The following is a 21,492-nucleotide window of genomic DNA, read 5'->3' on the forward strand; positions in this document are numbered from 1 at the left end:
CAAAACCCGCACCCACTACGACGAAGCAACCGCCTGGTCACACCACGCCCACACCCCAGCCGCTTGACACCAAACGACATGGGGTGTCTGACCCGCCGTGAACGAGACGGCGGCCGGCGCGATGCCGGCGACGAGCACGGCGAGCGGCAGCAGGAACCAGGGCGCGGTGCCATGGTGACCGATGAGCTGCAGCAGCCCCGCGCCGACGACCGAGCCCGCGAGGGTGCCGCCGAGGGCGCGTACCGCGTTCTGCCCCGTGCTGAGCGCGTTCGACCGCAGCACCGACAGCGTGCCGAGCAGCACCCAGAAGGAGTGCTGGACAGCGGTCACGTCGGCCAGTGCGACGGCGATGCCCAGTCCCAGCGCGCCGCGCAGGCTGTTGTGCAGCCACACCGAGTGCGGCTGGAGATGGGCCGCGGCCCGCTCGCGGGCCGCGGCCAGCGGCCCTGCGAGCGCCCCGGGGTCGTGGCCCAGCAGCCGCTCCGGCCAAGTGCGCCGCTCCGCTGCCGTGGCCACCCGCACGTTGTCCGCGATCTGCAGGGTCGCGAAGCCCAGTTCCTGGGCGCGGAAGGACACGTCCAGGGTGCCGAGGAAGGCGCGGGCCTCCGCCTCGGTCCCGGGCCGGTGGTGCACCGGCACCCGGACGGTGGCCCCGCGCTCCAGCCCCGCCACTGCCGTGCGCAGATCGGTCGCGGCGGCCGCGATCGTGTCGGGTGCGGTGCGCGGACGGGCGAGCAGGTCGGCGGCCTGGTCGAGGGCCGCGGCGGCGGCCCGCAGCACGGCGTGGGCGTCCGCGTCGCAGGCACGGCAGTCGGCCGTGGACCGTCCGGCGTGGGCCGCGACGGCGGTGAGCCAGGTCAGCTCGTCCACGAGCCGGACGAGGGCACGGGAGCCGGCGGACAGACCCGTGGGCCGGTACGGGGTGGCGTCGAAGGCGGAGCGCAGATCGGCCGCCGCCGACGCCGTTCGCGCGGCGAGTTCGTCGCGGCGCACGGCCGTCGGCGCGTCCGGCGCGCCCGCAGACCGCGACACATGGGCCCGCAGATACGCCGCCACCGCGCGGCACACCCGAGCGGCCGGCGCGCTGAGCGGATCGGCGACCGGCCGGGGCCACAGCAGGGCGGCCGCGAGCAGCGCCGCCAGCGCGGCGAGCCCCGCCCCGGCCAGCCGCGCCGGCAACTGCGTCAGCGGCGCGGGCGAGGTCACGGGCAGGACGAACGCGAGCAGCAGCGCGGTGGTCGCGCCAGCCAGCACGGAGCTGACCACACCCGAGAACAGGATCAGGAAGCCGACCACCACCATGACGGCAACCGCCGCCCAGGTCACCCCGGCGACCAGCGAGCCCAGACAGATCAGCACCGCCCAGGCCGCCGCGAGACCCAGATACGCCCGCAGCCGCTGCACCGTCGGACCGGTGAAATCGACCAGCAGCAGCATCGAGACGGACCCGAACGCGGCGTAGGTCGCCATGACGGGCGAGCCGATCACCTGACCGCACAGGGCGAACAGGGCGGGCATGACCAGCGCGGTGCGCCCCGCCCGACGGGTCGCCGCGAGGTCCGGGTCGTGCGCGCGCAGCCACGCCAGGAGTCTCGTCGGCCGGGTGCCGCCCCGTTCTCGCATGGTCCCGCGCACCTCCCGCGGTCGGCCCGTCCACCTGCCTGGACGACGTCAGTATCGGCCACACCGGACGCACGTACCCGGTGCGCCGGGCCGGGCGGGGCGGGAGCCGGTGCGACGCCCGGAGCACCGTCCTGCGGTCGCTCGGCGATCGATGGTCCCGGACGCCGGGCACGCCGGTCACGGTAGAACCTGACATTGACGTCCGAGGCAAGGTCTGCGGCGTGGTGCACCACCGGGCGGCGGCATGCGCGTCGGGGCGTTGGCCTCGCGGGCCGGGGCCAGCGTCCGGTCCCTGCGGTACTACGAGGAACAGGGGCTCCCGAGCAGCACCCGCAGCACCAGCGGCCGGCGGCACTGCACGGACGACGAGATCGAGCGGGCGCTGTTCATCCAGCGGCCGTGCGCCGCCGGACTCTCCAGCCGCACCATCGCCGAACCGCTGCCCTGCGTCGACGCGCCCAGCGAGGAGGCGTCCGACCGCGCTGGAGCGGATGGCCCAGAAACGCGACCGGCTCTCCGAGCAGCGACGACATGGTCCGTACGCGTGCGGTGCTGGACCGGATGATGGCGGCGGCCCGGCTGCACCGCGAGCGGCAGCGCGAGGCCGCCTCGGCCGGCTCACCCGCGCCTCCCGCAGAACTGCCGGCACCCACGGCGCCGAAGGCGCCGACGCCGGGGCGGACGCCGACGCGGACGCGGACGCCGACGCCGACGGAGACCAGGACGGAGACGGCGACGGGACACCACGACGGAGACCAGGACGGAGGCGACGACGGGGGCGACGACGGCGACGGAGACGGGGCACCACGACGGGGTGACGAAGGAGGCGACGACGGGGGTGATGACTGAGACGACGACGGAGACGGCGACGGGGGCGGGGGCGATGACGGAGGCGCCGACGGAGACGGGACACCACGACGGGGGTGGCAACGGAGGCGACGACGGGGGTGATGACTGAGACGACGACGGAGACCAGGGCGGAGACGGCGACGGGGGCGATGACGGGGGGCGACGAACGGAGACGATGACGTGCGGCCGAGTACCGTCGGTGTGACGCGCACCCAGCCGCCTGCACCTCCAGGCCCGCCGCCACCCACAGGAGCCCTTCGTGACGTACGACATCGGTGCCATCCGCTCCCAGTTCCCCGCCCTGGCCGCCGGCATCGCCCACTTCGACGGCCCCGGCGGCACCCAGACGCCCCGGGCCGTCATCGGGGCCATCGGCGACGCGCTGGCCCAGCCGCTGTCCAACCGGGGCCACGAGGCGCCGGGGGAGCGCAACGCGGACGCCATCGTCACGGAGACCCGCCGGGCCATGGCCGACCTCCTCGGAGCGCGGCCGGCCGGGATCGTCTTCGGCCGCAGCGCCACACAGCTCACCTACGACTTCTCCCGCACCCTCGCCGCGACCTGGTCGCCCGGCGACGAGGTGGTCGTCACCCGCCTCGACCACGACGCCAACATCCGGCCGTGGATCCAGGCCGCCGAGAGGGCCGGTGCCACCGTGCGCTGGGCCGACTTCGACCCCGCCACCGGCGAACTCACCCCGGACGACGTCCGTGCCGTCGTCTGCGAGCGCACCCGGCTGGTCGCCGTCACCGCCGCCTCCAACCTGATCGGGACGCGCCCCGCGATCGCCGAGATCTCTCGTCTGGCGCACGAGGCGGGGGCGCTCACCTATGTCGACGGCGTCCACTACACCGCGCACACCCTGGTCGATGTGGAGCGGCTCGGCGCGGACTTCTTCGTCTGCTCGGCCTACAAGTTCCTCGGCCCCCACCACGGGGTGCTCGCCGCCCGGCCGGAACTGCTGGAGACACTGCGCCCGGACAAGCTGGAGCCCTCCACCGACGCGGTCCCCGAACGGTTCGAACTGGGCACGCTGCCCTATGAGTTCCTGGCCGGCACACGGGCGGCGGTCGACTTCTTCGCCGGCCTCGACGCCCGCGCCACCGGATCGCGGCGCGAGCGCCTTGCCGCCGCGTTCGACGCGCTGGAGGGCCATGAACGCGTCCTGCGCGAGCGCATCGACAAGGGGCTGTCCCAGCTCGACGGCGTCACGGTCCACTCCAGGGCCGCCGACCGCACCCCCACCCTGTTGCTGACCTTCGAAGGGCGTGACGCGGCGGACGCCTACCACGTCCTCGCGCGGCGCGGCGTCCACGCGCCGGCGGGATCGTTCTACGCCGTCGAGGCGTCCCGCCGCCTCGGCCTCGGCGACCGCGGCGGGCTGCGCATCGGGCTCGCGCCCTACAACGACACCGAGGACGTCGACCGGCTGCTGGCCGGGCTGTCCGCGTACCTGGCGGGCTGACCGGCTGGCGTCTCGTCGGTCTCGTCGGTCTCGTCGGGCGGCGGGGAGCGGGACGTCCGTCTCATGGCGAGGACACGGAACCGGGTGCCCCGGCGGCGTGACGTGCGATGCCGTGGCAGGCTCGATGGTGACCCGGACTGTGCGCCGCGCCGGTGCGGGCCGTCGCCCCGTGTGTCCTTGGAGGCGGATATGACCGTGAGCCGCATCGGTCTGGTCGTCCACGCCGGACGCGCGGAGGCCGTGGACGCCGCCCGGGCCGTCCGCGACTGGAGCGCGCAGAACGACGTGCACTGCGCGGACATCGACGTGTGGCAGGAAGGCGTGCGGCACAGCGCGCAGGAGGAGATCGAGGCCGCGGGCGACCCCGATCTCATCGTCACCCTGGGCGGCGACGGCACGTTTCTGCGCGGGGCCCGGCTCGCGGCGGAGCACGACGCCCTGGTCCTGGGAGTCGATCTCGGCCGGGTCGGCTTCCTCACCGAGGTCCCCGCCCCCTCCGTGCGCTGCGCACTGGACGCCGTCCGGGACGGGCGGCTCAACGTCGAGAGCCGCATGCTGCTCACCATGCGCGCCTCCTGCCGCCTACAGGTGCCCGAGGGCATGGAGGCGCTCCTGCGGTACGGCCGCGGACCCCTGCTGCCGCCCCCGCGGGTGCGCGCCGACTGCGCGATCGGGGACGAATGGGGCGTCGCCCTGAACATCACCGCGCTGAACGACGTCGTGCTGGAAAAGCTCGCCCGGGACCGGCAGGTGTCGGTGGGCGTGTATCTGGCCGGCCGGCTGCTGGCGTCCTACTCCGCCGACGCGCTGCTGGTGGCCACCCCGACCGGCTCGACCGCCTACAGTTTCGCCGCGGGCGGCCCGGTCGTCTCGCCGCGCGCGGAAGCGCTGATCTTCACGCCGGTCGCCCCGCACATGACGTTCAACCGGTCCGTCGTCGCCGCTCCCGACGAACCCATCGCGCTCAGGGTGCTCGAACGCTCCGGCCGGGCCGCCGTCAGCATCGACGGCCAGCTCCGCGGCGTCCTGAACCCGGGGGACTGGATCGGGGTGTACCCGTCGCCGCGTCGGCTCCGCGCGGTGCGACTGGGGCCGATGGACTTCTACGGCCGGCTGCGCGAACGCATGAACCTCACCGACGCCCCGGCCGCGGTCGCCGACGGCTCCGCCGCACCGCTGTGGCCGGTCCGCTCACCGCCCCCCGGCGATCTCGCACACCTCGCGCTGCCTCCGCGCCCGAATGCGAGCGGCGCCCTGCCGGACCGACCGACGCGCTGACCACCGCCGCGGACCGGCCGCCCGCGTGGTGGCCCGCCCGGGCTGTGGGTCCGTGTCGGGGCGGTCCGGGGGTGGTGCGGTGTGGTTCCCCGGTGCCCTGCGGTCGGTGGGTCCTGTTTGCCGGGGTACCGGATGTCATGTCCGTCCGGCGTTCCTGCTGGGCTGGTTGGCGCGGTGACCGGCGATGGGGATCGGGCCGTCCGCGTGGTGGCCCGTCCGGGCTGTGGGTCCGTGTCGGGGCGGTCCGGGGGTGGTGCGGTGTGGTTTCTCGGTGCCCTGCGGTCGGTGGGTCCTGTTTGCCGGGGTACCGGATGTCATGTCTGCCCTGTGTCCTGCTGGAGGCGGGGGAACAGCGGCCGTGCCGGGGGCACGCGCCCCCCGACCGGTGTCACCTGTTCCCTGATCCGCGCGGCGGCGTCGGGCACGAAGGGGCGCAGCTCGTCGGCGAGCACCCGGCACGCCCGGACCAGGGTGACGAGGACGGCGTCGAGCCGCCGCGCCGCCGCGGCGTCGCCCTGCCGCTCAGCCCGGGCCAGTTCCCAGGGCCGGGTGGCATCGACCAGGCGGTTGGCCTCCTCCACGATGTCCTGGACCGCGTGGAGGGCACGCCGGAAGTCGAAGCCGGCCAAGGCGGCGTCGACGAGTCGTGGAGCCTTCCGGCAGGCGTCGACCAGGGCGGGCGCCGGACCGGTGGCCGGCGCGGGGCCGACGGCGGGGAGCACTCCGCCGCGAAAGCGGTGGACCATGGTCACGACGCGGTGGACGAGGTTGCCGAGTCCCTTGGCGAAGTCCGCGTCCGCACGGGCGGTCAGGCGGTCGGGAGTGAAGTCGGCGTCCCCCACCCGTGGCACGTCCCGCAGCAGCCACCAGCGCACCGCGTCGGTTCCGTGGGCCGCGACCAGCGCGGCCGGGTCGACGGTGGTGCCCGCGGACTTGCTGATCTTGCGACCGCCGACGGTGAGGTAGTCGTGGACCAGGATGTCGGTGGGCAGCGGGAGACCTGCCGACAGCAGCATGGCCGGCCAGTACACGGCGTGGAAGCGGACAACTCCCTTGCCGACCAAGTGGATACGGCGTTCGCTGGTTTCCCACCACCGGGTGTACGCGGCGTCGCCGGTGCCGTAGCCGAGGCTGGTGATGTAGTTGCCGAGGGCGTCCCACCACACGTAGACGACCTGGCTCGGGTCGTCGGGCACGGGGATGCCCCAGCCGCGGGCGCGGGCGTGGGAGCGGGAGACCGAGAAGTCGTGCAGGCCGCCTTCGATCAGGGCGAGGACCTCGTTACGGCGGGCCGCGGGCTCGATACGCAGGTCGCCGGCGGAGATCAGCCGGTGCAGGCGGTCGGCGTAACGGGACAGCCGGAAGAACCAGTTCTCCTCCGCGACGAGTCGGGGTTCGGTGCCGTGCTCGGTACACCGTCCGTCGACCAGTTCGGCCGGGGTGTAGAACTGCTCGCAGCCGACGCAGTACAGGCCCTCGTACGGGGTGCGGTAGAGGTCGCCGGAGGCCGCGCACCGGCGCCACAGGCGTTCCACTCCGACCCGGTGGCGCGGGTCGCTGCTGGTGCGGATGAAGTCGTCGAGCGAGAGCGAGAGCGGGCCGCGCAGCGCGGCGAAGGCGTCGGCGTTGCGGTCCACGAACGACTGCACGTCGACGCCGGCCGCCTCGGCGGCCAGGACGTTCTTCAGGGAGTTGTCGTCGGTGCCGCCGAGCAGCCGGACCTGCTCGCCCCGGTGACGGTGGTGACGGGCCAGCGTGTCCGCCTGGACGAGTTCCAGGGCGAAGCCGAGGTGCGGGCGGGCGTTGACGTACGGAATGGTCGTGGTGATGTAGTGGCGTCGTGCGGTCATCGGTCCTCCTACCGGGGTGGCGGGGCCCGTTCGCACAACGAATCGAGGCCCCGTTTCGGGGCCTCGCATGCGCTACGCGTGCGTCCTCAGCAGCCCCGTCGGCGGGGCATCATCCGGTGCTGAGGCGAACGCGTGATCATGCGGCCGATCGTAACAGCGGAGCCTGCCGCCGAGCCCGCCTTTTTTCGAAGTCAGGGTCATGACAACCGACCCCGGGGCGGGTGGCCGGTGCCATGGCGCCATGGCACCGGCCACCCGCAATGGGACTCCTCGTCGCCCGCCGGTTACCGGGCGGCCCCGAAGTCCTGGGTCCAGTAGTCGCCGGGCTGCGCGAGTCCGACGCCGATCTCCTTGAAGGAGCAGTTGAGGATGTTGGCCTTGTGGCCGGGGCTGGACATCCAGGCCGCCATGACCTGTTCGGGACCGGAGTAGCCGTAGGCGACGTTCTCGCCGTAGGCGCTCCAGGCGTAGCCGGCCTTCGTGAGGCGGTCGCCCGGCATGGACCCGTCGGACCCCGTGTGCGACATGTTCCGGTGGGCCGCCATGTCCTCGCTGTGCGCCTGCGCGGCCTTGGTGAGCGTGTCGTTCAGGGTCAGCGCCGAGCAACCCGCCTTGCTGCGTTCGTCGTTGACGAGTTCGAGGATGCGGGTGGCGGTTTCGGACGCGGTGCTGGTGGCCGCCGGAGCGCTCGGCGACTCCGGGGCCGCGGAGGTCTCGGGTGCCTCGGCGGGCGCGCTGGGCGCGGCCGTGCTGGGCGAGGGTGCCGGGGTGCTCGGCGCGGGCGTACTGGGCGCGGGTGCCGGGGTGCTGGGCGCCGGGGCGCCGGGCGGCGTGTCCCTCCAGTGCCGGTGCCCCGGGTGCCGGCCCGCCCACGACGGCGGGTCGGCGGCCTCGGGCGCACCGGTCTGCGGCGAGTCCGCCGCGGCGGGCGGGGCGTCCGGCGCCGCCGGGGCGCCGCCCCCGCCAGGGGTCCACTGCCGACCCGCGCCGCGGTTCCCGTCCTGACGCCAGCCCGTGTGGTTCCACCCGTCCGGGCGCCGGCCGGTGCTGCTCCACCCGCCTGCCGTCGTGGTGTCCGCCGCGCCACTGAGCTGCTGCTGTCCGCCGCCGCCCGGTCCCTGCCAGTCGGTGCAGGCCGCCATGGCGGCGGACGGGACGCCCACGACGCCCACGGCGACGGCGGCGACGAGTATGCGCCGGTGATGATTCTTCTTGCGGTGGTTCCCCATGCGTGACCTCACTCGGTAGTCGCCGAGCGCTCCTGGTGCGGTGTGCCGGCTGCGAAGACCCCGCCCGTCGACCGCGGCGAGGCCGTGCGCGTCGATTCTCAGGAAGGCTTCATTTGCAGCGCAAAGGGCTCTCGTACGATCCCGCTTCGTAGATGCATGCGCCCCTTGTCAGCGGAGTACGAGAGTGCAGGCCCGAGTTCACGGTCGGCGCCGTCTTCTGTCGCACCGTCAGAACCCGTTTGCTGCAAAGGATGGAGTGAAGGTGCCGACCGTGCGGCGGGTGCTCGCTTCCGGCGATGCGCACACAGGGGTCAAGACGGACAAATCCAGAATGTCCCCGCAGAAGTGTCTACTACCCGGCCCGGCCAATTCCCGGAGCCGGTGTGAGAGATGTCACGGAACCGTCCGTGCCCGGCTCCTGCTGTCGTCGCCCCGAGCCGGTGCCGCGATCACGCCCGCACGGCCCATCCGCGGCCCCGCGGTCAGTCCTTGCGGCCCGTCGCGGCGACGGTCACACCGAGACCGATCATCGCGAGCCCGCCGACGCCGCCGACCAGCGAAAGCCGTCGCGGAGAACGGGCGAACCAGTCCCGGGCGGTGGCCGCGGCCAGTCCCCACACGCTGTCCGAGACGATGGCGATGACGTTGAAGACCAGCCCGAGAAGCAGCATCTGGGCCGGCACACGTCCCCGGCCGGGATCGACGAACTGCGGCAGCACGGCCGCGAAGAACACGATGGTCTTGGGGTTGGCCACGCCCACCGTGAACCCCTCCCACAGCGTGCGCAGACCTCCCCGGTCCGCCTCGTCCGCGGCGAACGCCGCCTTGAGCGAACCGCGCTGCCGCCATGCCCTGACACCGAGATGCACGAGATACGCGGCGCCCGCGAGCTTCAACGCCGTGAAGACCGGCACGGAGCGCTCCACGACCGTCCCGATCCCCAGCGCCACGGCCACCACGAGCACATAGGCGCCGAGCGTGTTCCCCACGACCGTGGTCAGCGCGGCGCGCCGCCCGTGCGCCAGCGCCCGCCCGACCACGAACAGCACGCTGGGCCCGGGAACGACGATCAGCAGGAACGACATCGCGGCGAAGGCGAGCAGACGATCGGCGGCCACCATGGCCCCCATGCAAGCACGACCGCCCCGGACGTTCAGCCGATTCACCCCACCATCCGAATTGCCCCGAGGCCGGACGCGTCGGGCCTCACGGGTGTGCGTGCGGGCGGTCGCCGTAGCGGTCGAAGAGCGTCTGCACATAGTCCTCCAGCCGTCCGCTCACCACGGCGGGGGTGAGGTCGGTACGGCCCAGTCCGCGCCAGGGTACGGCCACCTTCTCGGCGTCCGGTGCGAAGGCCGGCGCGTCCAGCAGCCGCCAGTACAGGTGGCCGCCTGCATCGGCGGTGAGGGTTCCGCCGGCGGCGACGTACTGGTCGGCGAAGCGCATCCCGGTGGGCACACCGTGCAGCAGGGCCAGGGCGGTCGAGCAGTGCGCCACGTCCAGGTCCGCCGGCCCCCAGGAGGTCTCCACCCAGTCGACGACACCGGTGATCCGCAGGCCGCCGCCACCGTCACCGCCGTCCCTGTCGCGTTCATCGTGTTCATCGCTTTCGTCGCGTTCCTCCGTGAACAGGACGTTGCCGGGGTGGAAGTCCCGGTGCAGGAAGCGGGCCACGTGCTCCGGGGGTTCGCGGCGGATGCCGTCCACGGCCCGTCGCCACAGCTCGGGTCGCGCGGTTGCGTCCGGCGGGCGCACCTGTGCGGGGGAGGTCCACGCCTGGTAGGCACGGGGCCGGTCCGCGGCGGGCACCCGCACCCGGTGGATGCGCAGCAACTGGCGGGCCAGCAGCGTGGTGCGCCGCTCCACCCCGTCGTCACCCAGGCGCACGTTTCCGGGCAGCAGCGACATGAGCAGGGAGGGGTGGTCGCAGTGCCGTGCCGTCGCGTCCACGGCGATCGGTGTGGGCGCGGGTACGTCCGTGCCGCCGAGCAGGCGCAGCACGCTCGCCTCACGGGTCAGCAGACCCTCGGCGTGCCGCAGGAAGAAGGGGGTGACGAAGGACCTCAGGACCAGTGAGCGGCGGCCGCACGGTCCGTGGACATCGAGGCGGCGCATCCGCGACGTCCACCCGCCACGCAGTCGTACCACCTCGTGGACGCGCTCTCCCTGCGACAGCCTCCGCTCCACCCAGGCACGCGTCGCCCGCCACTCCTCCTCGTCGGCGGCCGCACCACCGCGCTCCGGCCCGGCTCCCGCATCCGCGATCATGGGGGCAGGTTAGTCACTTCCCCCGGACATGTGTCACCTTCGCGCCAACGGCCGTACGGGGACGGGGTTTGACCGGCGTCACCGGCGCGGCCGTCGGCGATGGCCGCCCGCGGCAGCCGGGCCGCCTCGGCGTTCGCTCCGCCGCCGGGGACAGCACAACGCCCCGCGGGCTCGCCGGCCGCTCCGCCGGCGTCCTCGGCCTGTGTTTCCCGGACTGCGCGGACCCCGACGCCGCCCCGACGGACGCGGATGACGAGGGATGTCACCCCCGGCCCGTGACCGGGACCTCGTCCGGGCGTCGTCACCTCAGCTGCCGGGCGAAGAAGGCGTCCGTGGCCGCGCGCAGGCGTCGGCGCTCCTCGGCCTCGCCGGGGTGCGCGAAGTGGCCGGCGTCGAGGAGGTGCAAAGTGTGCGGTCCGGCGAGTGCGTTGTGCACGGCGAACTGGCCCGGCGGCGGCACCGCCGGATCGAACAGGGCGCACGCGGCCAGCACCGGAAGGCGCAGCCGGGTCGCCGCCGTGGCCGCGTCGTAGTACGCGAGGACGTCCACGACCTCCGGGTGCTCGCGCGCGTACCCGCGCACCGACTCACCGCTTCCGGTGCTGGGCAGGGTCAGCCGCAGCGGATGGTTGCCGAACGTCGGCACCGTGAGCAGCGCGGCGGCGAACCGTTCGTCCCAGGGCAGTGCCAGGGCGCCGAGGCCGCCCCCGAAGCTCTCGCCGAGATAGCCGAGGCCCCGCCCGTCGAGTTCCGGTACGAGTTCCAGCAGCGCGGTCGCCGCGCACCACAGGTCGGCGACGCAGTCGCCCAGCACATATGTGTCCCGTGAGCCGATGCCGTGCAGTACGTGCTCGGCGGCGTGCGCGGGGACGTCCGCCCGGAGGCCGCGCGTCGGCATCCCGGTCACGCAGGGCAGGAGCGCGGCCGAACCGGGCAGGGGCAACGGCAGGGCGGCGCCGGCCGTTTCGCGTCCGCCGTAGCCGTGCCCGATGACGAAACCGTGGCGGGCGGGCCGGCCGTCTGCGGGCAGGGCCAGCCAGCCGCCGCAGCGGCCACTGGTGGACGCGTAGGTCACCTCGTGGACCCGCACTCCGTCGCGTTCCTCCACGAAGGCGCCCACCCGGGGCCGTGGGTCGATCCGCCGCGCGGCCGCCCGGCGGGAGCGCCAGAAGTCGTCGAAGCCGGCCGGCGCGGGCGGCGCGGGCACCGCCAGCAGGGTGTCCGGCGTGTGTCCGTGAGTGGGGTCGAAGGGCAGGTCGTGGGCGAAGCGCGGCATGCGGTGACTGTAGTCAGGGGGCCGGCCCGCGGCGCGAGGCGGTCCGGGCCGGCTCCGGGTGGCGCGGAACACCTGTCGGTCGCGGGGGGCGAGGACATCCCGCGCGCCGCGGCCTGACCGCACCACCCGGAACCCGGGAGTCGACGGCCACCTGACATCCGTCGGCTCCCGCGCTGTCCCCGCCCATGCCCGCGACCCGGGTCACCGGCACGCGCCGTGGGGCACCGAACGCATCAGTCCTTGTCGGTGCCGGTGTCCTCGGCGGTCTCGGGCACGAGGAGGATCGCCGCGCGGCTGATGTGCGCGACGGCGTCGCTGACCCGGGGGTTGAACAGGGCTTCCAGCGAACCGCGGTGGTGCGGGCTGAGCACCAGGAGGTCCGCATGGAACTCCTCGGCGGTGGCGGCGACGGTGGCGGCGATCTGGGTGGTCAGTCCCACGGCCAGGGCGCCCTCGGCGTCGACGTCCGCGTCGCGCAGGGCGCCCACGGCCTCGTCGAGGACGGCCTTGGCCTCCGTGTCGTCCTCCAGGGGGACGACCGCGGCGAGCGTGGCCGTGGACGGGGCGACGTGCAGGACCTTGACCTTGGCACCGGTCAGCCGGGCCATGTCACCGGCGAGCCGGACGACGGCGTGACGGGCGGGGCTGGAGTCGACGGCGACAAGGATGCGGTGGAACATGACTCTCTCTTTTCCTCTTCCGACCACCTGATGGCGTGATCGATCATGCGCCTCAACAACGGCGCGGCCCAGAAGTGTTCCGCCCGGCCGGGAGGTTTCCCCGGTCTTGGCCTGCGATTCACTTCACCCGGAACGGCCCGCGGGCCCCTCGATCCGCAGGCCGGCCCCTGTGTGCGGTCGGCCGAGGGGCCCCTCTCCAGCAGTACCTCACCCGGCTCCACGACCGGCTCCCGGTCCCGGTCCGGCGAGGCCAGGGTGACTCGAACGGGCGGTGGCCGTACGGGGACCGGTCCCACAGGTCGTCGTAGTCGGTGCTGTTCCAGGCGATCAAGCCGGTGGCGCCGCGCCGTCGGCCGCGGCACCGTGGCCAACAGGGCGTTGCCCGGCGGAAGCCGGCCTCTCCTACGGGCGGCTGGAGACCGTGCCCGGCCGCGGCGTATCACTGAGTCGGGACACGTCTTCATCAGGCTCCCCAACCCGTGCGGCGGCACGGACCTCGGCGTGCGCGTCGACCGGACGGTCACCGAACTGGGCGGGGCCGACTTCGCGCACGGCACCGGCAGCGTGCCCATCGAAAGGACGCTGACGCTCACCACCCGTGAAGGTGCGCTGCGTCGCCGACATCGAGCCGTCGTCGCTCAGCGGTGCCGGACCCCTGGTCGCGCTTGAGACCGGGACCGTCGGACGGCGCCGTGCGCCGCCGAGCGCACACCACAGGGCCTCGCCGGCTCGACGAGGGCCTGCCCCGAGCGTCGAGACGTGCAGGCCCGAGAGCCGTCGTGGGTCAGCGGCCGTGCCGCCGGACCCGCAGGTCGGCGACCACCGGCCGGTGGTCCGATGCCTCGGTCGCGACCTCGTGCGCACCGGTCACGCTGACCTCGGGCGAGACGGTCACCAGGTCGATACGGGAGACCGGGTCGGTCGCCGGGTAGGTCCTGCCGCCGTTCGGGGCCGCGTCCGCCAGCGGTCCCCACAGCTTCGCCAACTCGGGCGCGTCGGCCTCGGCGTTGAAGTCACCGACGAGGACCTTCGGACCCGGGTCCGCGGCGAGGACGCGGAGCATGTCGTCCACCTGGGCCCGCCGGACCGAGGGGTCCGTGCGGTGGTCCAGGTGGGTCGAGTAGACGTGCACGAGGGTGCCGCGGGCCCGGACCGTCACCTCGGCGAAGCCGGGCGCGGGAGCGGGCACGGGATCGGGGACCTGGGTGGACAGCCGGGTGATCTCGTGGTTCTCGGCGGCGGCCACCGGAAGACGGCTGAGCACCGCCACCCCGTACTGCCGCCGCTCGGCGTGCCCCGCGGCGGGCGGCAGGTCGTAGATCGGAGCGAAGAAGACCCGCATGTCCAGCCGTTCGGCGAGTTCCCTCGCCTCGTCGGCGAAGCCGCTGCGGGCACCCCAGTGCACGTCGACCTCCTGGAGGCCGATCACGTCGGCGCGCAGGTCGCGGAGCGCCGCCGCGGTGCGGTCGAGGTCGAAGACCCCGTCCTGCCCGGCTCCGGCGTGGATGTTGTACGTGGCCACGCGCAGCGGCACGGCAGGCGCGGCCGCCCGCTCCGCCGATGCCGCACCGGGCGTTGCCGCGCCGGGCGTTGCCGCGCCGGGCGTTGCCGTGCCGGGCGTTGCCGTGCCGGGCGATGCCGCGCCGAGCGTGGCCGCGGCGCCGAGCAGGGCGGCGAGCAGGGCGCGACGAGTGGACCGTCGGGTGCTGCGATTCACACAAACCTCCGGAGCTGAGTGCGGTGGGCCCGCGGCGAACGAGGCGCGCGGTGTACGGGGCGAGCGGGGGTGAGTATGCCCCGGGACACGCCCTTGCCGTGGCACAGGCCGGCGTTCCCGTCGAGGCCCAGGGCGTGCGCCGTGCGCCGTGCGCCGAGACGGCGCCCTGAAGAACCGAAGGGGCGCGGGGAGCTGCGCGCTCGGCCACGAGGCTGCCGCACCCGACGCACCCGACGCACCCGACGCACACGACGCACACGAAGCGGAACGCGGTGCCGGGCCGAGGCAGTGCTTCGAGGCTCAGCCCCTCGCGGCGTGGGGGTGCTCATTGAGGGCAGGCTCCGGCGCTCTTCTGCTGTTCCTCAGCCCTTCGCGGCGTGGGGGTGCTCATCGTGGGCAGGCTCCGGCGCTCTTCTGCTGTTCCTCAGCCCTTCGCGGCGTAGGGGCGCTCATCCAGGGCAGGCTCCGGCGCTCCTCTGCTGTTCCTCAGCCCCTCGCGGTGCAGGGGCGCGCGGCCGACGAGGTCGTCCCGCGCGGGTTCCGCGTCCTGGGCGGTGCAGCACCCGCGGGCCTGCGGGTGCAGGTCCGTTGACCGGGGTGTGACGCGTCACGGAGTGAGGACGACCTTTCCGGCGACGGTGCCGGACTCGGCCAGCCGCATGGCCTCGGCGACGCGGGCGAGCGGCAGTTCGGCCGCGATCTGCGGGGTGATGTCGCCGCGTCGCAGGGCGGCGAAGACCTCGGTCAGGTCGGCGCGCAGCCGGGCCCGGAACCGGTCCTTGGCCAGCGCCCGCCAGGCCCAGACGTTGTAGAAGCAGGCGCGGCGACGGTTGGGCAGGGCGTTCCACAGCCACACCCGGCCGAGCAGCTTGAGCACCGGCAACTGCTGGGACCCCGTGTCGTCGCGGGTGGCGGCGGTGCCGTAGGCGACGAGCGTGCCGCCGGGCGCGAGCAGTCGCCAGGAGTCGATGATGCCGGGGCCGCCGACGTGGTCGAACACGGCGTCCAGCCCGCCGGGGGCGAGTACGCGGACCTGTGCGGCGACGTTCCCGGAGCGGTAGTCGACGGGGGTGACACCGCGTGCCCGCAGGGCGTCGTGGTGGCGTGCGGACGCCGTGCCGATCACCCGCGCGCCCGCGGCCCGGGCGAGCTGCACCAGGACCGAGCCGACGCCGCCGTTGGCGCCGTGCACCAGCACGGTCTGCCCGGCGCGGACGCGGGCCTTGCGGTGCAGCATCTGCCAGGCGGTGATCCCGTTGACCACCAGCGTCTCGGCCTCCGCCGCGCCGACGCCGGCGGGCACCGGCACCACGTCCGCGGCGTCGACGAGCACATGGCTCGCCCAGCCGCCCACCTTGACCAGCGCGGCCACCCGGGTGCCGGCCAGCCCTCGTCCGACCCCGTCGCCGGTCGCCTCCACGGTGCCGACCAGGTCGTAACCGGGCACGAAGGGGAACGGGGGCTGGTCGAAGTACCGGCCGCGGCGCATCTGCTGCTCGGCGAAGGAGACCCCGGTCGCCTCCATCCGGAGCAGCACCTGACCCGGGCCGGGCGCCGGGACCGCGCCGTGCCGGATCCGCAGTTCCTCGGGCTCCACCTTGCCCGGCAGGACGACCTCGGTGAGCTGTTCGGCGTTCATGGCGGCCTCCACCGCTTGAGTAAGTAAGTTTCGCGTTCGTTAGATGTTGTAACTCGACAAGCCCGGGGAGGTCAACCGGAGCCGTGATAGCTTCTAACTGAATCTTCGGTATGTAGCTCTACGGCGTGGAGGGGTGGCAGACCATGGCGGAAACGGGCACCAAGACCCCGCGCGAGCGCTATCGCGCCCAGGTGCGCGGGGAGATCAAGGAGCGGGCGTGGGAGCAGATCGCCGCCGCGGGCGCGTCCGCCCTCTCGCTCAACGCGATCGCCAAGCGGATGGGGATGAGCGGACCGGCGCTCTACCGCTACTACGCAGGCCGTGACGAGCTGATCACCGAACTGATCAGGGACGCCTACCGCAGCCTGGCCGACACCTTCGGCGAGGTCGCGCGGTCCGAGTCCGGCGCCGACCTGGCGGCGCTGGCACACGCCCTGCGCGGCTGGGCCCTGGCCGACCCCCAGCGCTACTTCCTCGTCTACGGCACCCCCGTGCCGGGTTATCACGCGCCCGACGACATCACCGCGATCGCGTCCGAGATCATGACGTTCCTGCTCGACGCCTGCGCCGAACTGCCCTCCGAGGGCCGGGCGAGCCCCTTCGACCACCACATCGAAGAACACCGCAAGTGGGCGGACGGCCATCCCGCCCCGTCTGCGGCCCTGCACCGGGCCCTGTCCTTCTGGACCCGGCTGCACGGTCTGCTGTCCCTGGAGTTGGCCGGGCACTTCACCGGTATGCGCTTCGACCCCGCGCAGTTGTACGCCGCCGAACTGGACGATCTGCTGGCACGCTGACCCCACGCTGGCACGCTGACCCCACGCTGGCACGCTGACCCGACGGTGGCACGCTGACCCCGCGGGAGCCCCGGCGGCGCCCGTCCGGAACCGCTACGGCTTGCGGGCCACCGCGCCGTACACGGCGATACCGCGGTCAGAGGGTGTTGCGCAGGGCGGTGAGCAGCGCCTCGGTCCGGCGTGCCGAGGTCGCCTGCGCACCGAGGCGGTCAAGGGCCTCACGGTGTGCGACGACGTCCTCGCGCCGGTCGAGGCTGGCGGAGCCGGTCAGACCGAAACGCCAGACGATGTCCGGCAGTTCCCGGGCCCGGAACCGGAAGAGATGAAACGCGCCGGCGTGCATCGCGGGATGCGGTCCGTTCTGGAACGGCATGATCTGCACGGTCACATGCGGCAGCCGGTTCGCCTCGATCAGGCGGTCGATCTGGCCGCGCATGACGGCCGGTCCGCCCACCGGCCAGTGGAAGACCGTCTCGTCCATGATCACCCACAGCCGCGGCGGTGCCTCGCGGGACAGGATCTCCTGGCGGCGCAGACACATGGTGACCTTCCGTTCGGTCGCCTCCTCCGGGGCGTGCGGAGCGTCGGAACGGGCGAGTGCCCGGGCATAGTCGGCGGTCTGGAACAACGGATGGACGAACTGCGCCTCATAGCCGCGGATCTGCTGCGCCGCCTGCTCCAGGCTCAGGTACGAGGGCAGCCACTCCGGAAGGACGTCCCGGAACTCGTGCCACCAGCCGTGCACGTTGGCCCGGCGCACCGAACTCAGGAATTCGTCGATCTCCTGCTGGTCCGTCACACCGTAGGTGCGCAGCAGTTTTTCGGTCTCCGCGAGGCGGAGCCGCGCCACCTTCGCCGCCTCCATGCGACGGATCGTCGAGTGGCTCACCCCGATCGCGGCGCCGGCCTCCTCGAAGCTCAGACCGGCCCGGCAGCGCAACTCCTCCAGCTGTTTTCCGAGGATCATCCGCAGTACGGAGGGCGCTCCGCCCCAGTCGGTTGCCGAGGTCATGCGATTCCCCTCAGGGACATAATCCAAGCAATGCGATCAACCCTTCACTCCAGTAAAGCATGCCTGTCATTTTGAAATGTGCAGATTGCTGGTTGCACAAATGATCCTCCGGTGCGACGCTGGTCGGGTCAGACATGACCGCCGACGGCCGGGTCCGGCGAGAAAGTTCGCCGGCCGCGTGTCGACACCGATGTGACACGGACCTGCCCGACCACGGCGCAGCCAGGCGAAGGGCGTACCGCAATGGCCTTGCTCCCTCTCCCGCATCCGGCCATGGGGTGTGCGGCTCAACGGCCGGCCCCCCGTTCCGAGGAGTTCGGTCTGCCGGCCGGAGCGGCCTGCGTCGCGCAGGCCCGCTGCCTCGTGGGCACCCTGCTGGCAGGCTGGGGCCTCGCTGACGAGCAGGCCGACGACGCGCTCCTGGTCGTGTCGGAACTCGTCACCAACGCGATCGCCCACTCCGGCGGCAGCCGGATCACCTGCCGGGTGCATGTGCGCGGCGAGCGGGTGCGGATCGAGGTGGAGGACGAGCGGCGCGCCGCGAGCGTCCCGGCGGTGCGTGAGCCGGACGCGGACGACCAGGGCGGGCGCGGCCTGCTGCTGGTGAGCAGGCTCAGCGATGCCTGGGGCGTGGGCGAGGCGGCCGACGGCAAGGGCCGCGTCGTCTGGGCGGACCTGGAATGCGGCGCAACCGCGGCGCGGGCCTGAACGAGGCGCCGCAGGCGGGGAACGAGGAAAGAGCCCCACTGCGCGGAGCACCCCCAAGGCACCGCCCGGCACGAGCCGGTGGTACGGCGGCGGTCGGATCAGGGGTTCGCGGCCTTCCTGGAAAAGGGGGGCGTGGCCGCTGTGTGCGGGTTCGGGGTGGGGAGCAACACGTAACGCGGGTGTGCCGCTGAGTTCGTAGTCCGGGGCGGGTGTGTGAGGTCCGGCTGCTCGGCTCGGATCGTGCCTCGGGCCAGGCGTTCGCGGCGGGCTGTTGCGGCGGCGCCGGTCGGATCAGGGGGCCGCGGCCTTCCTGGGAGGGGCGGGTGTTCCGGGGGCGTGGTTGCTGTGTGCGGGTTCGGGGTGTCGTCGCCGGGCCGTTGGTGAGTGTGGGGGGCCGCACGTAACGCGGGCGTGCCGCCCACTTCGCTCCGGTCGTGGCTGGGGCCAGGTGCTTGCGCGTTACGTTCGGTGCTGCCGTACCCGCGCCGCGAACCGTAGTGCCACCTCGCGCCAGGTGCGGGCGGTGGCCGGATCCCGGTCGGCGGCCACCCGGTGCAGCTCCGCCCGGTCCATGCCGTGGCGCCGCAGCCGTTCCTCGGGCCACCGCCGTATCCGCTCCGGTCCGGCCTCCGGGTGGAACTGCACGCCCCATGCCGCCTCGCCCACGCGGAACGCCTGATACGGGCAGCGCTCGCTGCCGGCCAGCCAGTGCGCCCCGGCCGGCAGCGCCACAATCGCGTCCACATGGTTCTCCAGCGCGCTCGGATGCTCGGGCAGCCCCTGGAACAGCGGGTCCCGCGCCGCCTCCGGCCGCATCGTCAGCACCGTGCTGCCGAACTCCGGCGCACCGTGGTCCCCGGCCACCCGCCCGCCCGCCACCTGCGCGAGCATCTGGCCGCCGAGGCAGATCCCGAAGACGGGCCTCCCGTCCGTGAGCGCCTGCCGCATCAGCTCACGGGTCGCCGCCAGCCACGGTGCCCGCTCGTCGTCGTCCGGGAGATACCCGCCGCCCAGCACCAGCAGCGCCGAGTGCGCCAGCCGGCGCGGCACCGCGGCGCCGGCGTCCGCGCGCACCACCTCGACCCCGACCCCGCCCTGGGCCAGCCACCGCCCCCAGCGTCCGGGCCCCGAGCCCGCACTGCTGCGCACCGCCAGCACCGTGGCCGTCCTGCCCATGATCGCCCGCTCCTCTCCGGCCGCCGCCGGTCCGCTCGATCGTCCGGATCCGCCCAGCTCATTGTCACCCCGGACGCGGCCGGACGGGCGGGGCCGCGGGCCGCGGCGCGGAGCCGCCCCCATGCGTTCCCGCGGGTGCGACGGTGTGCCAGACTTCGTTGATCACCAGTGCTCACTGGTCCACCTGAGCGACGGAGTCCGTCATGACGACCGGCACCCCCGGCCCCCGCAAGATCGACACCAGCAAGGCACACCCCGCGAGGGTCTACGACTGGCTTTTGGGAGGCAAGGACAACTACCCCGTGGACGAGGCGGTGGGGGAGAAACTGCCGCCCGAGGCCCATGACGCCGCCCGGCAGAACCGTGAGTTCATGCACCGCGCGGCGGCCTGGCTCGCCGAGCAGGGCATCGACCAGTTCCTCGACATAGGCACCGGCATTCCCACGGAACCGAATCTGCACCAGATCGTCCAGCGGGTCCTGCCGACCGCGAAGGTCGTCTACACCGACAACGACCCGATCGTGCTGGCGCACGCGGAGGCGTTGCTGGTCAGCCGTCCCGAGGGCGTCACCGACTACATCGAGGCGGACGTGCGCAGCCCCGAGCAGATCATCGAACACGCCCGGGGCGTGCTCGACTTCGAGCGCCCCATCGCCCTGTCGCTGATCGCGCTGATGCACTTCGTCCCCGACGACCAGGACCCGTACGGCATCGTGCGCAATCTGCTCGACGCGCTCCCCTCGGGCAGTCACCTGGTCCTCTCGCACGCCGCCTCTGACCTCTTCGAGGAGCAGGCCCGGCAGGTGACGGCCGAGTACGCCAAGGGCGGCATACGGCTCGGTTTCCGCACCCGCGCGGAGGTCGGCCGTTTCTTCGACGGCCTGGACCTCGTGGAGCCGGGGGTGGTGACGGCTCCCGAGTGGTTCCGGTCGGCGCCGCCCGCGCCCGAGGAGAGCGGCATCTACGCCGCCGTGGCCCGTATCCGCTGACCGGGGCCGCCGGTCAGGCGGCTGCGGCCGTCTCGTGCTTCCAGAAGCCCGAGAATGTGATGCGGTCCTTTGGCAGACCCGACCGGTGCAGATGCCTGCGTCCCTCGGTGGCGAGGCTCGACTCGCCGACCACGAAGGCGTAACCGGTCGCGTCGGCGGGGGCGTGCCGCAGGAGTTCGCCGAGCGCGGCGGTGCCGGGTACGGTGCCGCCGTCCTCGCGGACCACCCAGGTGACGCTCATCCCGGCCGGCGCGTCGAGTGCGCGTACGTCCCCGGCGGTGGGCACTTCCTGGATGAGCCGCCCGACCGTGTCCCGTGGCAGGGAACGCAGGATGCCGGTGCTGGCGGGCAGACCGGTCTCGTCGGCCACGACGAGGACCTCGGAGGCGTCCGGCGGGCAGTCGAACAGCAGGCCCTGGTCCAGCAGGGCGAGCGCGTCACCCGGCCGGGCGCGGCACGCCCAGATCGCGGCCCTTCCGTCGAGTTCGCCCGTCGGGCCGAGATGCACGACGAAGTCGATGTCCAACTCCGCGGCGTCGGGGCGGAAGCCGGCCACGGTGTAGTTCGCGCAGTGCGGCCGTTCCTCCTCCGGGATGGCCAGGTACGGCTGCCACCAGCGCGACCCGGTGAACTCCGGCAGCCGCAGCCGGTGTTGATGGGGCAGTTGCAGGAACAGGCGGAACCAGTGGTCGTAACCCAGCCATGGAAACTCGCCGAGGTCCGCGCCGGTGACGGTCACCCGGTGCATGGACGGGGAGACACGCTCGGTGCGTACGACCTCGGCGCGGAACATACGGGGGTGCTGCGGCATCAGTCGGGGGATCTTTGGCATGAAGAAAGGTTAGCCTAACTTTAGTTAGGGCGAGCCTCGTGCGCAGCACCCGGGGCCCGGGCGGTGAGAGGCACGGGCGACAGACCGGCCGCGAGGGCGGCCAC

The 21,492-nt window shown here is 73.4% G+C and carries 18 protein-coding genes and 1 pseudogene; 7 read left to right on the forward strand and 12 right to left on the reverse strand.

The annotated features are described in order from the left end of the window. Positions 1-15 precede the first annotated feature (15 nt). Positions 16-1,623, reverse strand: a complete 1,608-nt coding sequence (locus tag ABT245_RS34810) for an FUSC family protein (RefSeq protein ID WP_351741703.1) — start codon at positions 1,621-1,623, stop codon at positions 16-18. A 244-nt stretch (positions 1,624-1,867) separates the two neighbouring features. On the opposite strand from ABT245_RS34810, the gene ABT245_RS34815 reads away from it, so the two are divergent. The 3 genes from ABT245_RS34815 to ABT245_RS34825 all read left to right on the forward strand — a co-directional run bounded on the left by ABT245_RS34815 (position 1,868) and on the right by ABT245_RS34825 (position 5,215). Then, positions 1,868-2,188 carry a MerR family transcriptional regulator gene (locus ABT245_RS34815; protein ID WP_351741705.1) on the forward strand — a complete coding sequence of 107 codons (321 nt, stop codon included), beginning with the start codon at positions 1,868-1,870 and terminating at the stop codon, positions 2,186-2,188. Positions 2,189-2,731: 543 nt separating this feature from the next. After that, the gene (locus ABT245_RS34820) at positions 2,732-3,937 is read left to right on the forward strand and encodes a cysteine desulfurase-like protein (RefSeq protein ID WP_351741707.1); all 1,206 of its coding nucleotides are present in this window, start codon (positions 2,732-2,734) and stop codon (positions 3,935-3,937) included. A gap of 189 nt (positions 3,938-4,126) precedes the next feature. Continuing rightward, complete coding sequence (locus ABT245_RS34825) at positions 4,127-5,215, forward strand: NAD(+)/NADH kinase (RefSeq protein WP_351741710.1); 1,089 nt, start codon at positions 4,127-4,129, stop codon at positions 5,213-5,215. A 314-nt stretch (positions 5,216-5,529) separates the two neighbouring features. On the opposite strand, the gene ABT245_RS34830 is transcribed toward ABT245_RS34825, so the two are convergent. The 4 genes from ABT245_RS34830 to ABT245_RS34845 form a co-directional block, all read right to left on the reverse strand. Next, positions 5,530-7,065 carry a methionine--tRNA ligase gene (locus ABT245_RS34830; RefSeq protein WP_351741712.1) on the reverse strand — a complete coding sequence of 512 codons (1,536 nt, stop codon included), beginning with the start codon at positions 7,063-7,065 and terminating at the stop codon, positions 5,530-5,532. Between the two features lie 284 nt (positions 7,066-7,349). Next, on the reverse strand, positions 7,350-8,294 hold the full coding sequence (locus tag ABT245_RS34835) for a CAP domain-containing protein (RefSeq protein ID WP_351741715.1): 945 nt from the start codon (positions 8,292-8,294) through the stop codon (positions 7,350-7,352). A 482-nt stretch (positions 8,295-8,776) separates the two neighbouring features. Continuing rightward, on the reverse strand, positions 8,777-9,415 hold the full coding sequence (locus ABT245_RS34840; RefSeq protein ID WP_351741717.1) for a LysE family translocator: 639 nt from the start codon (positions 9,413-9,415) through the stop codon (positions 8,777-8,779). Positions 9,416-9,500: 85 nt separating this feature from the next. Beyond that, on the reverse strand, positions 9,501-10,562 hold the full coding sequence (locus ABT245_RS34845; protein ID WP_351741720.1) for a phosphotransferase family protein: 1,062 nt from the start codon (positions 10,560-10,562) through the stop codon (positions 9,501-9,503). Positions 10,563-10,714: 152 nt separating this feature from the next. Between ABT245_RS34845 and ABT245_RS34850 the strand changes: the two are divergent. Then, positions 10,715-10,819, forward strand: a pseudogene (locus tag ABT245_RS34850) (LacI family transcriptional regulator); the annotation flags it as partial. Positions 10,820-10,863: 44 nt separating this feature from the next. Here the strand turns inward: ABT245_RS34850 and ABT245_RS34855 are convergent. The 4 genes from ABT245_RS34855 to ABT245_RS34870 form a co-directional block, all read right to left on the reverse strand. After that, the gene (locus tag ABT245_RS34855; RefSeq protein ID WP_351741723.1) at positions 10,864-11,838 is read right to left on the reverse strand and encodes an acetylxylan esterase; all 975 of its coding nucleotides are present in this window, start codon (positions 11,836-11,838) and stop codon (positions 10,864-10,866) included. 233 nt (positions 11,839-12,071) lie between these two features. Further along, a complete protein-coding gene (locus ABT245_RS34860; protein ID WP_351741725.1) occupies positions 12,072-12,518 on the reverse strand; it encodes a universal stress protein in 447 nt (148 codons plus the stop codon). Between the two features lie 784 nt (positions 12,519-13,302). After that, complete coding sequence (locus tag ABT245_RS34865; protein ID WP_351741728.1) at positions 13,303-14,235, reverse strand: endonuclease/exonuclease/phosphatase family protein; 933 nt, start codon at positions 14,233-14,235, stop codon at positions 13,303-13,305. Between the two features lie 607 nt (positions 14,236-14,842). Beyond that, complete coding sequence (locus ABT245_RS34870; RefSeq protein WP_351741731.1) at positions 14,843-15,874, reverse strand: medium chain dehydrogenase/reductase family protein; 1,032 nt, start codon at positions 15,872-15,874, stop codon at positions 14,843-14,845. 143 nt (positions 15,875-16,017) lie between these two features. On the opposite strand from ABT245_RS34870, the gene ABT245_RS34875 reads away from it, so the two are divergent. Continuing rightward, complete coding sequence (locus ABT245_RS34875; protein ID WP_351741734.1) at positions 16,018-16,671, forward strand: TetR/AcrR family transcriptional regulator; 654 nt, start codon at positions 16,018-16,020, stop codon at positions 16,669-16,671. Positions 16,672-16,807: 136 nt separating this feature from the next. Here ABT245_RS34875 and ABT245_RS34880 read toward each other — a convergent pair whose 3' ends face one another. Then, a complete protein-coding gene (locus ABT245_RS34880; RefSeq protein ID WP_351741736.1) occupies positions 16,808-17,683 on the reverse strand; it encodes a Sco1979 family transcriptional regulator in 876 nt (291 codons plus the stop codon). 243 nt (positions 17,684-17,926) lie between these two features. Between ABT245_RS34880 and ABT245_RS34885 the strand changes: the two genes are divergently transcribed. Continuing rightward, the gene (locus tag ABT245_RS34885; RefSeq protein WP_351741738.1) at positions 17,927-18,391 is read left to right on the forward strand and encodes an ATP-binding protein; all 465 of its coding nucleotides are present in this window, start codon (positions 17,927-17,929) and stop codon (positions 18,389-18,391) included. A gap of 459 nt (positions 18,392-18,850) precedes the next feature. Here the strand turns inward: ABT245_RS34885 and ABT245_RS34890 are convergent, their stop codons facing one another. Then, a complete protein-coding gene (locus ABT245_RS34890; protein WP_351741741.1) occupies positions 18,851-19,567 on the reverse strand; it encodes a type 1 glutamine amidotransferase in 717 nt (238 codons plus the stop codon). A 203-nt stretch (positions 19,568-19,770) separates the two neighbouring features. Between ABT245_RS34890 and ABT245_RS34895 the strand changes: the two genes are divergently transcribed. Further along, positions 19,771-20,556, forward strand: a complete 786-nt coding sequence (locus ABT245_RS34895) for an SAM-dependent methyltransferase (protein ID WP_351741743.1) — start codon at positions 19,771-19,773, stop codon at positions 20,554-20,556. 13 nt (positions 20,557-20,569) lie between these two features. On the opposite strand, the gene ABT245_RS34900 is transcribed toward ABT245_RS34895, so the two are convergent. Beyond that, positions 20,570-21,388, reverse strand: a complete 819-nt coding sequence (locus tag ABT245_RS34900; RefSeq protein WP_351741746.1) for a siderophore-interacting protein — start codon at positions 21,386-21,388, stop codon at positions 20,570-20,572. Between the last annotated feature and the right edge of the window lie 104 nt (positions 21,389-21,492).

Origin of the sequence: Streptomyces sp. NPDC001508 (assembly GCF_040298665.1) — a bacterium.
Lineage (GTDB): Bacteria > Actinomycetota > Actinomycetes > Streptomycetales > Streptomycetaceae > Streptomyces.

What these genes read in the sequence shown, in the direction of transcription:
- ABT245_RS34810 (WP_351741703.1), bottom strand. Translation starts at nt 1,623, where the DNA reads ATGCGAGAACGGGGCGGCACCCGGCCGACGAGACTCCTGGCGTGGCTG.
- ABT245_RS34815 (WP_351741705.1), top strand. Translation starts at nt 1,868, where the DNA reads ATGCGCGTCGGGGCGTTGGCCTCGCGGGCCGGGGCCAGCGTCCGGTCC.
- ABT245_RS34825 (WP_351741710.1), top strand. Translation starts at nt 4,127, where the DNA reads ATGACCGTGAGCCGCATCGGTCTGGTCGTCCACGCCGGACGCGCGGAG.
- ABT245_RS34830 (WP_351741712.1), bottom strand. Translation starts at nt 7,065, where the DNA reads ATGACCGCACGACGCCACTACATCACCACGACCATTCCGTACGTCAAC.
- ABT245_RS34835 (WP_351741715.1), bottom strand. Translation starts at nt 8,294, where the DNA reads ATGGGGAACCACCGCAAGAAGAATCATCACCGGCGCATACTCGTCGCC.
- ABT245_RS34840 (WP_351741717.1), bottom strand. Translation starts at nt 9,415, where the DNA reads ATGGTGGCCGCCGATCGTCTGCTCGCCTTCGCCGCGATGTCGTTCCTG.
- ABT245_RS34845 (WP_351741720.1), bottom strand. Translation starts at nt 10,562, where the DNA reads ATGATCGCGGATGCGGGAGCCGGGCCGGAGCGCGGTGGTGCGGCCGCC.
- ABT245_RS34855 (WP_351741723.1), bottom strand. Translation starts at nt 11,838, where the DNA reads ATGCCGCGCTTCGCCCACGACCTGCCCTTCGACCCCACTCACGGACAC.
- ABT245_RS34860 (WP_351741725.1), bottom strand. Translation starts at nt 12,518, where the DNA reads ATGTTCCACCGCATCCTTGTCGCCGTCGACTCCAGCCCCGCCCGTCAC.
- ABT245_RS34870 (WP_351741731.1), bottom strand. Translation starts at nt 15,874, where the DNA reads ATGAACGCCGAACAGCTCACCGAGGTCGTCCTGCCGGGCAAGGTGGAG.
- ABT245_RS34875 (WP_351741734.1), top strand. Translation starts at nt 16,018, where the DNA reads ATGGCGGAAACGGGCACCAAGACCCCGCGCGAGCGCTATCGCGCCCAG.
- ABT245_RS34880 (WP_351741736.1), bottom strand. Translation starts at nt 17,683, where the DNA reads ATGACCTCGGCAACCGACTGGGGCGGAGCGCCCTCCGTACTGCGGATG.
- ABT245_RS34885 (WP_351741738.1), top strand. Translation starts at nt 17,927, where the DNA reads ATGGCCTTGCTCCCTCTCCCGCATCCGGCCATGGGGTGTGCGGCTCAA.
- ABT245_RS34890 (WP_351741741.1), bottom strand. Translation starts at nt 19,567, where the DNA reads ATGGGCAGGACGGCCACGGTGCTGGCGGTGCGCAGCAGTGCGGGCTCG.
- ABT245_RS34895 (WP_351741743.1), top strand. Translation starts at nt 19,771, where the DNA reads ATGACGACCGGCACCCCCGGCCCCCGCAAGATCGACACCAGCAAGGCA.
- ABT245_RS34900 (WP_351741746.1), bottom strand. Translation starts at nt 21,388, where the DNA reads ATGCCAAAGATCCCCCGACTGATGCCGCAGCACCCCCGTATGTTCCGC.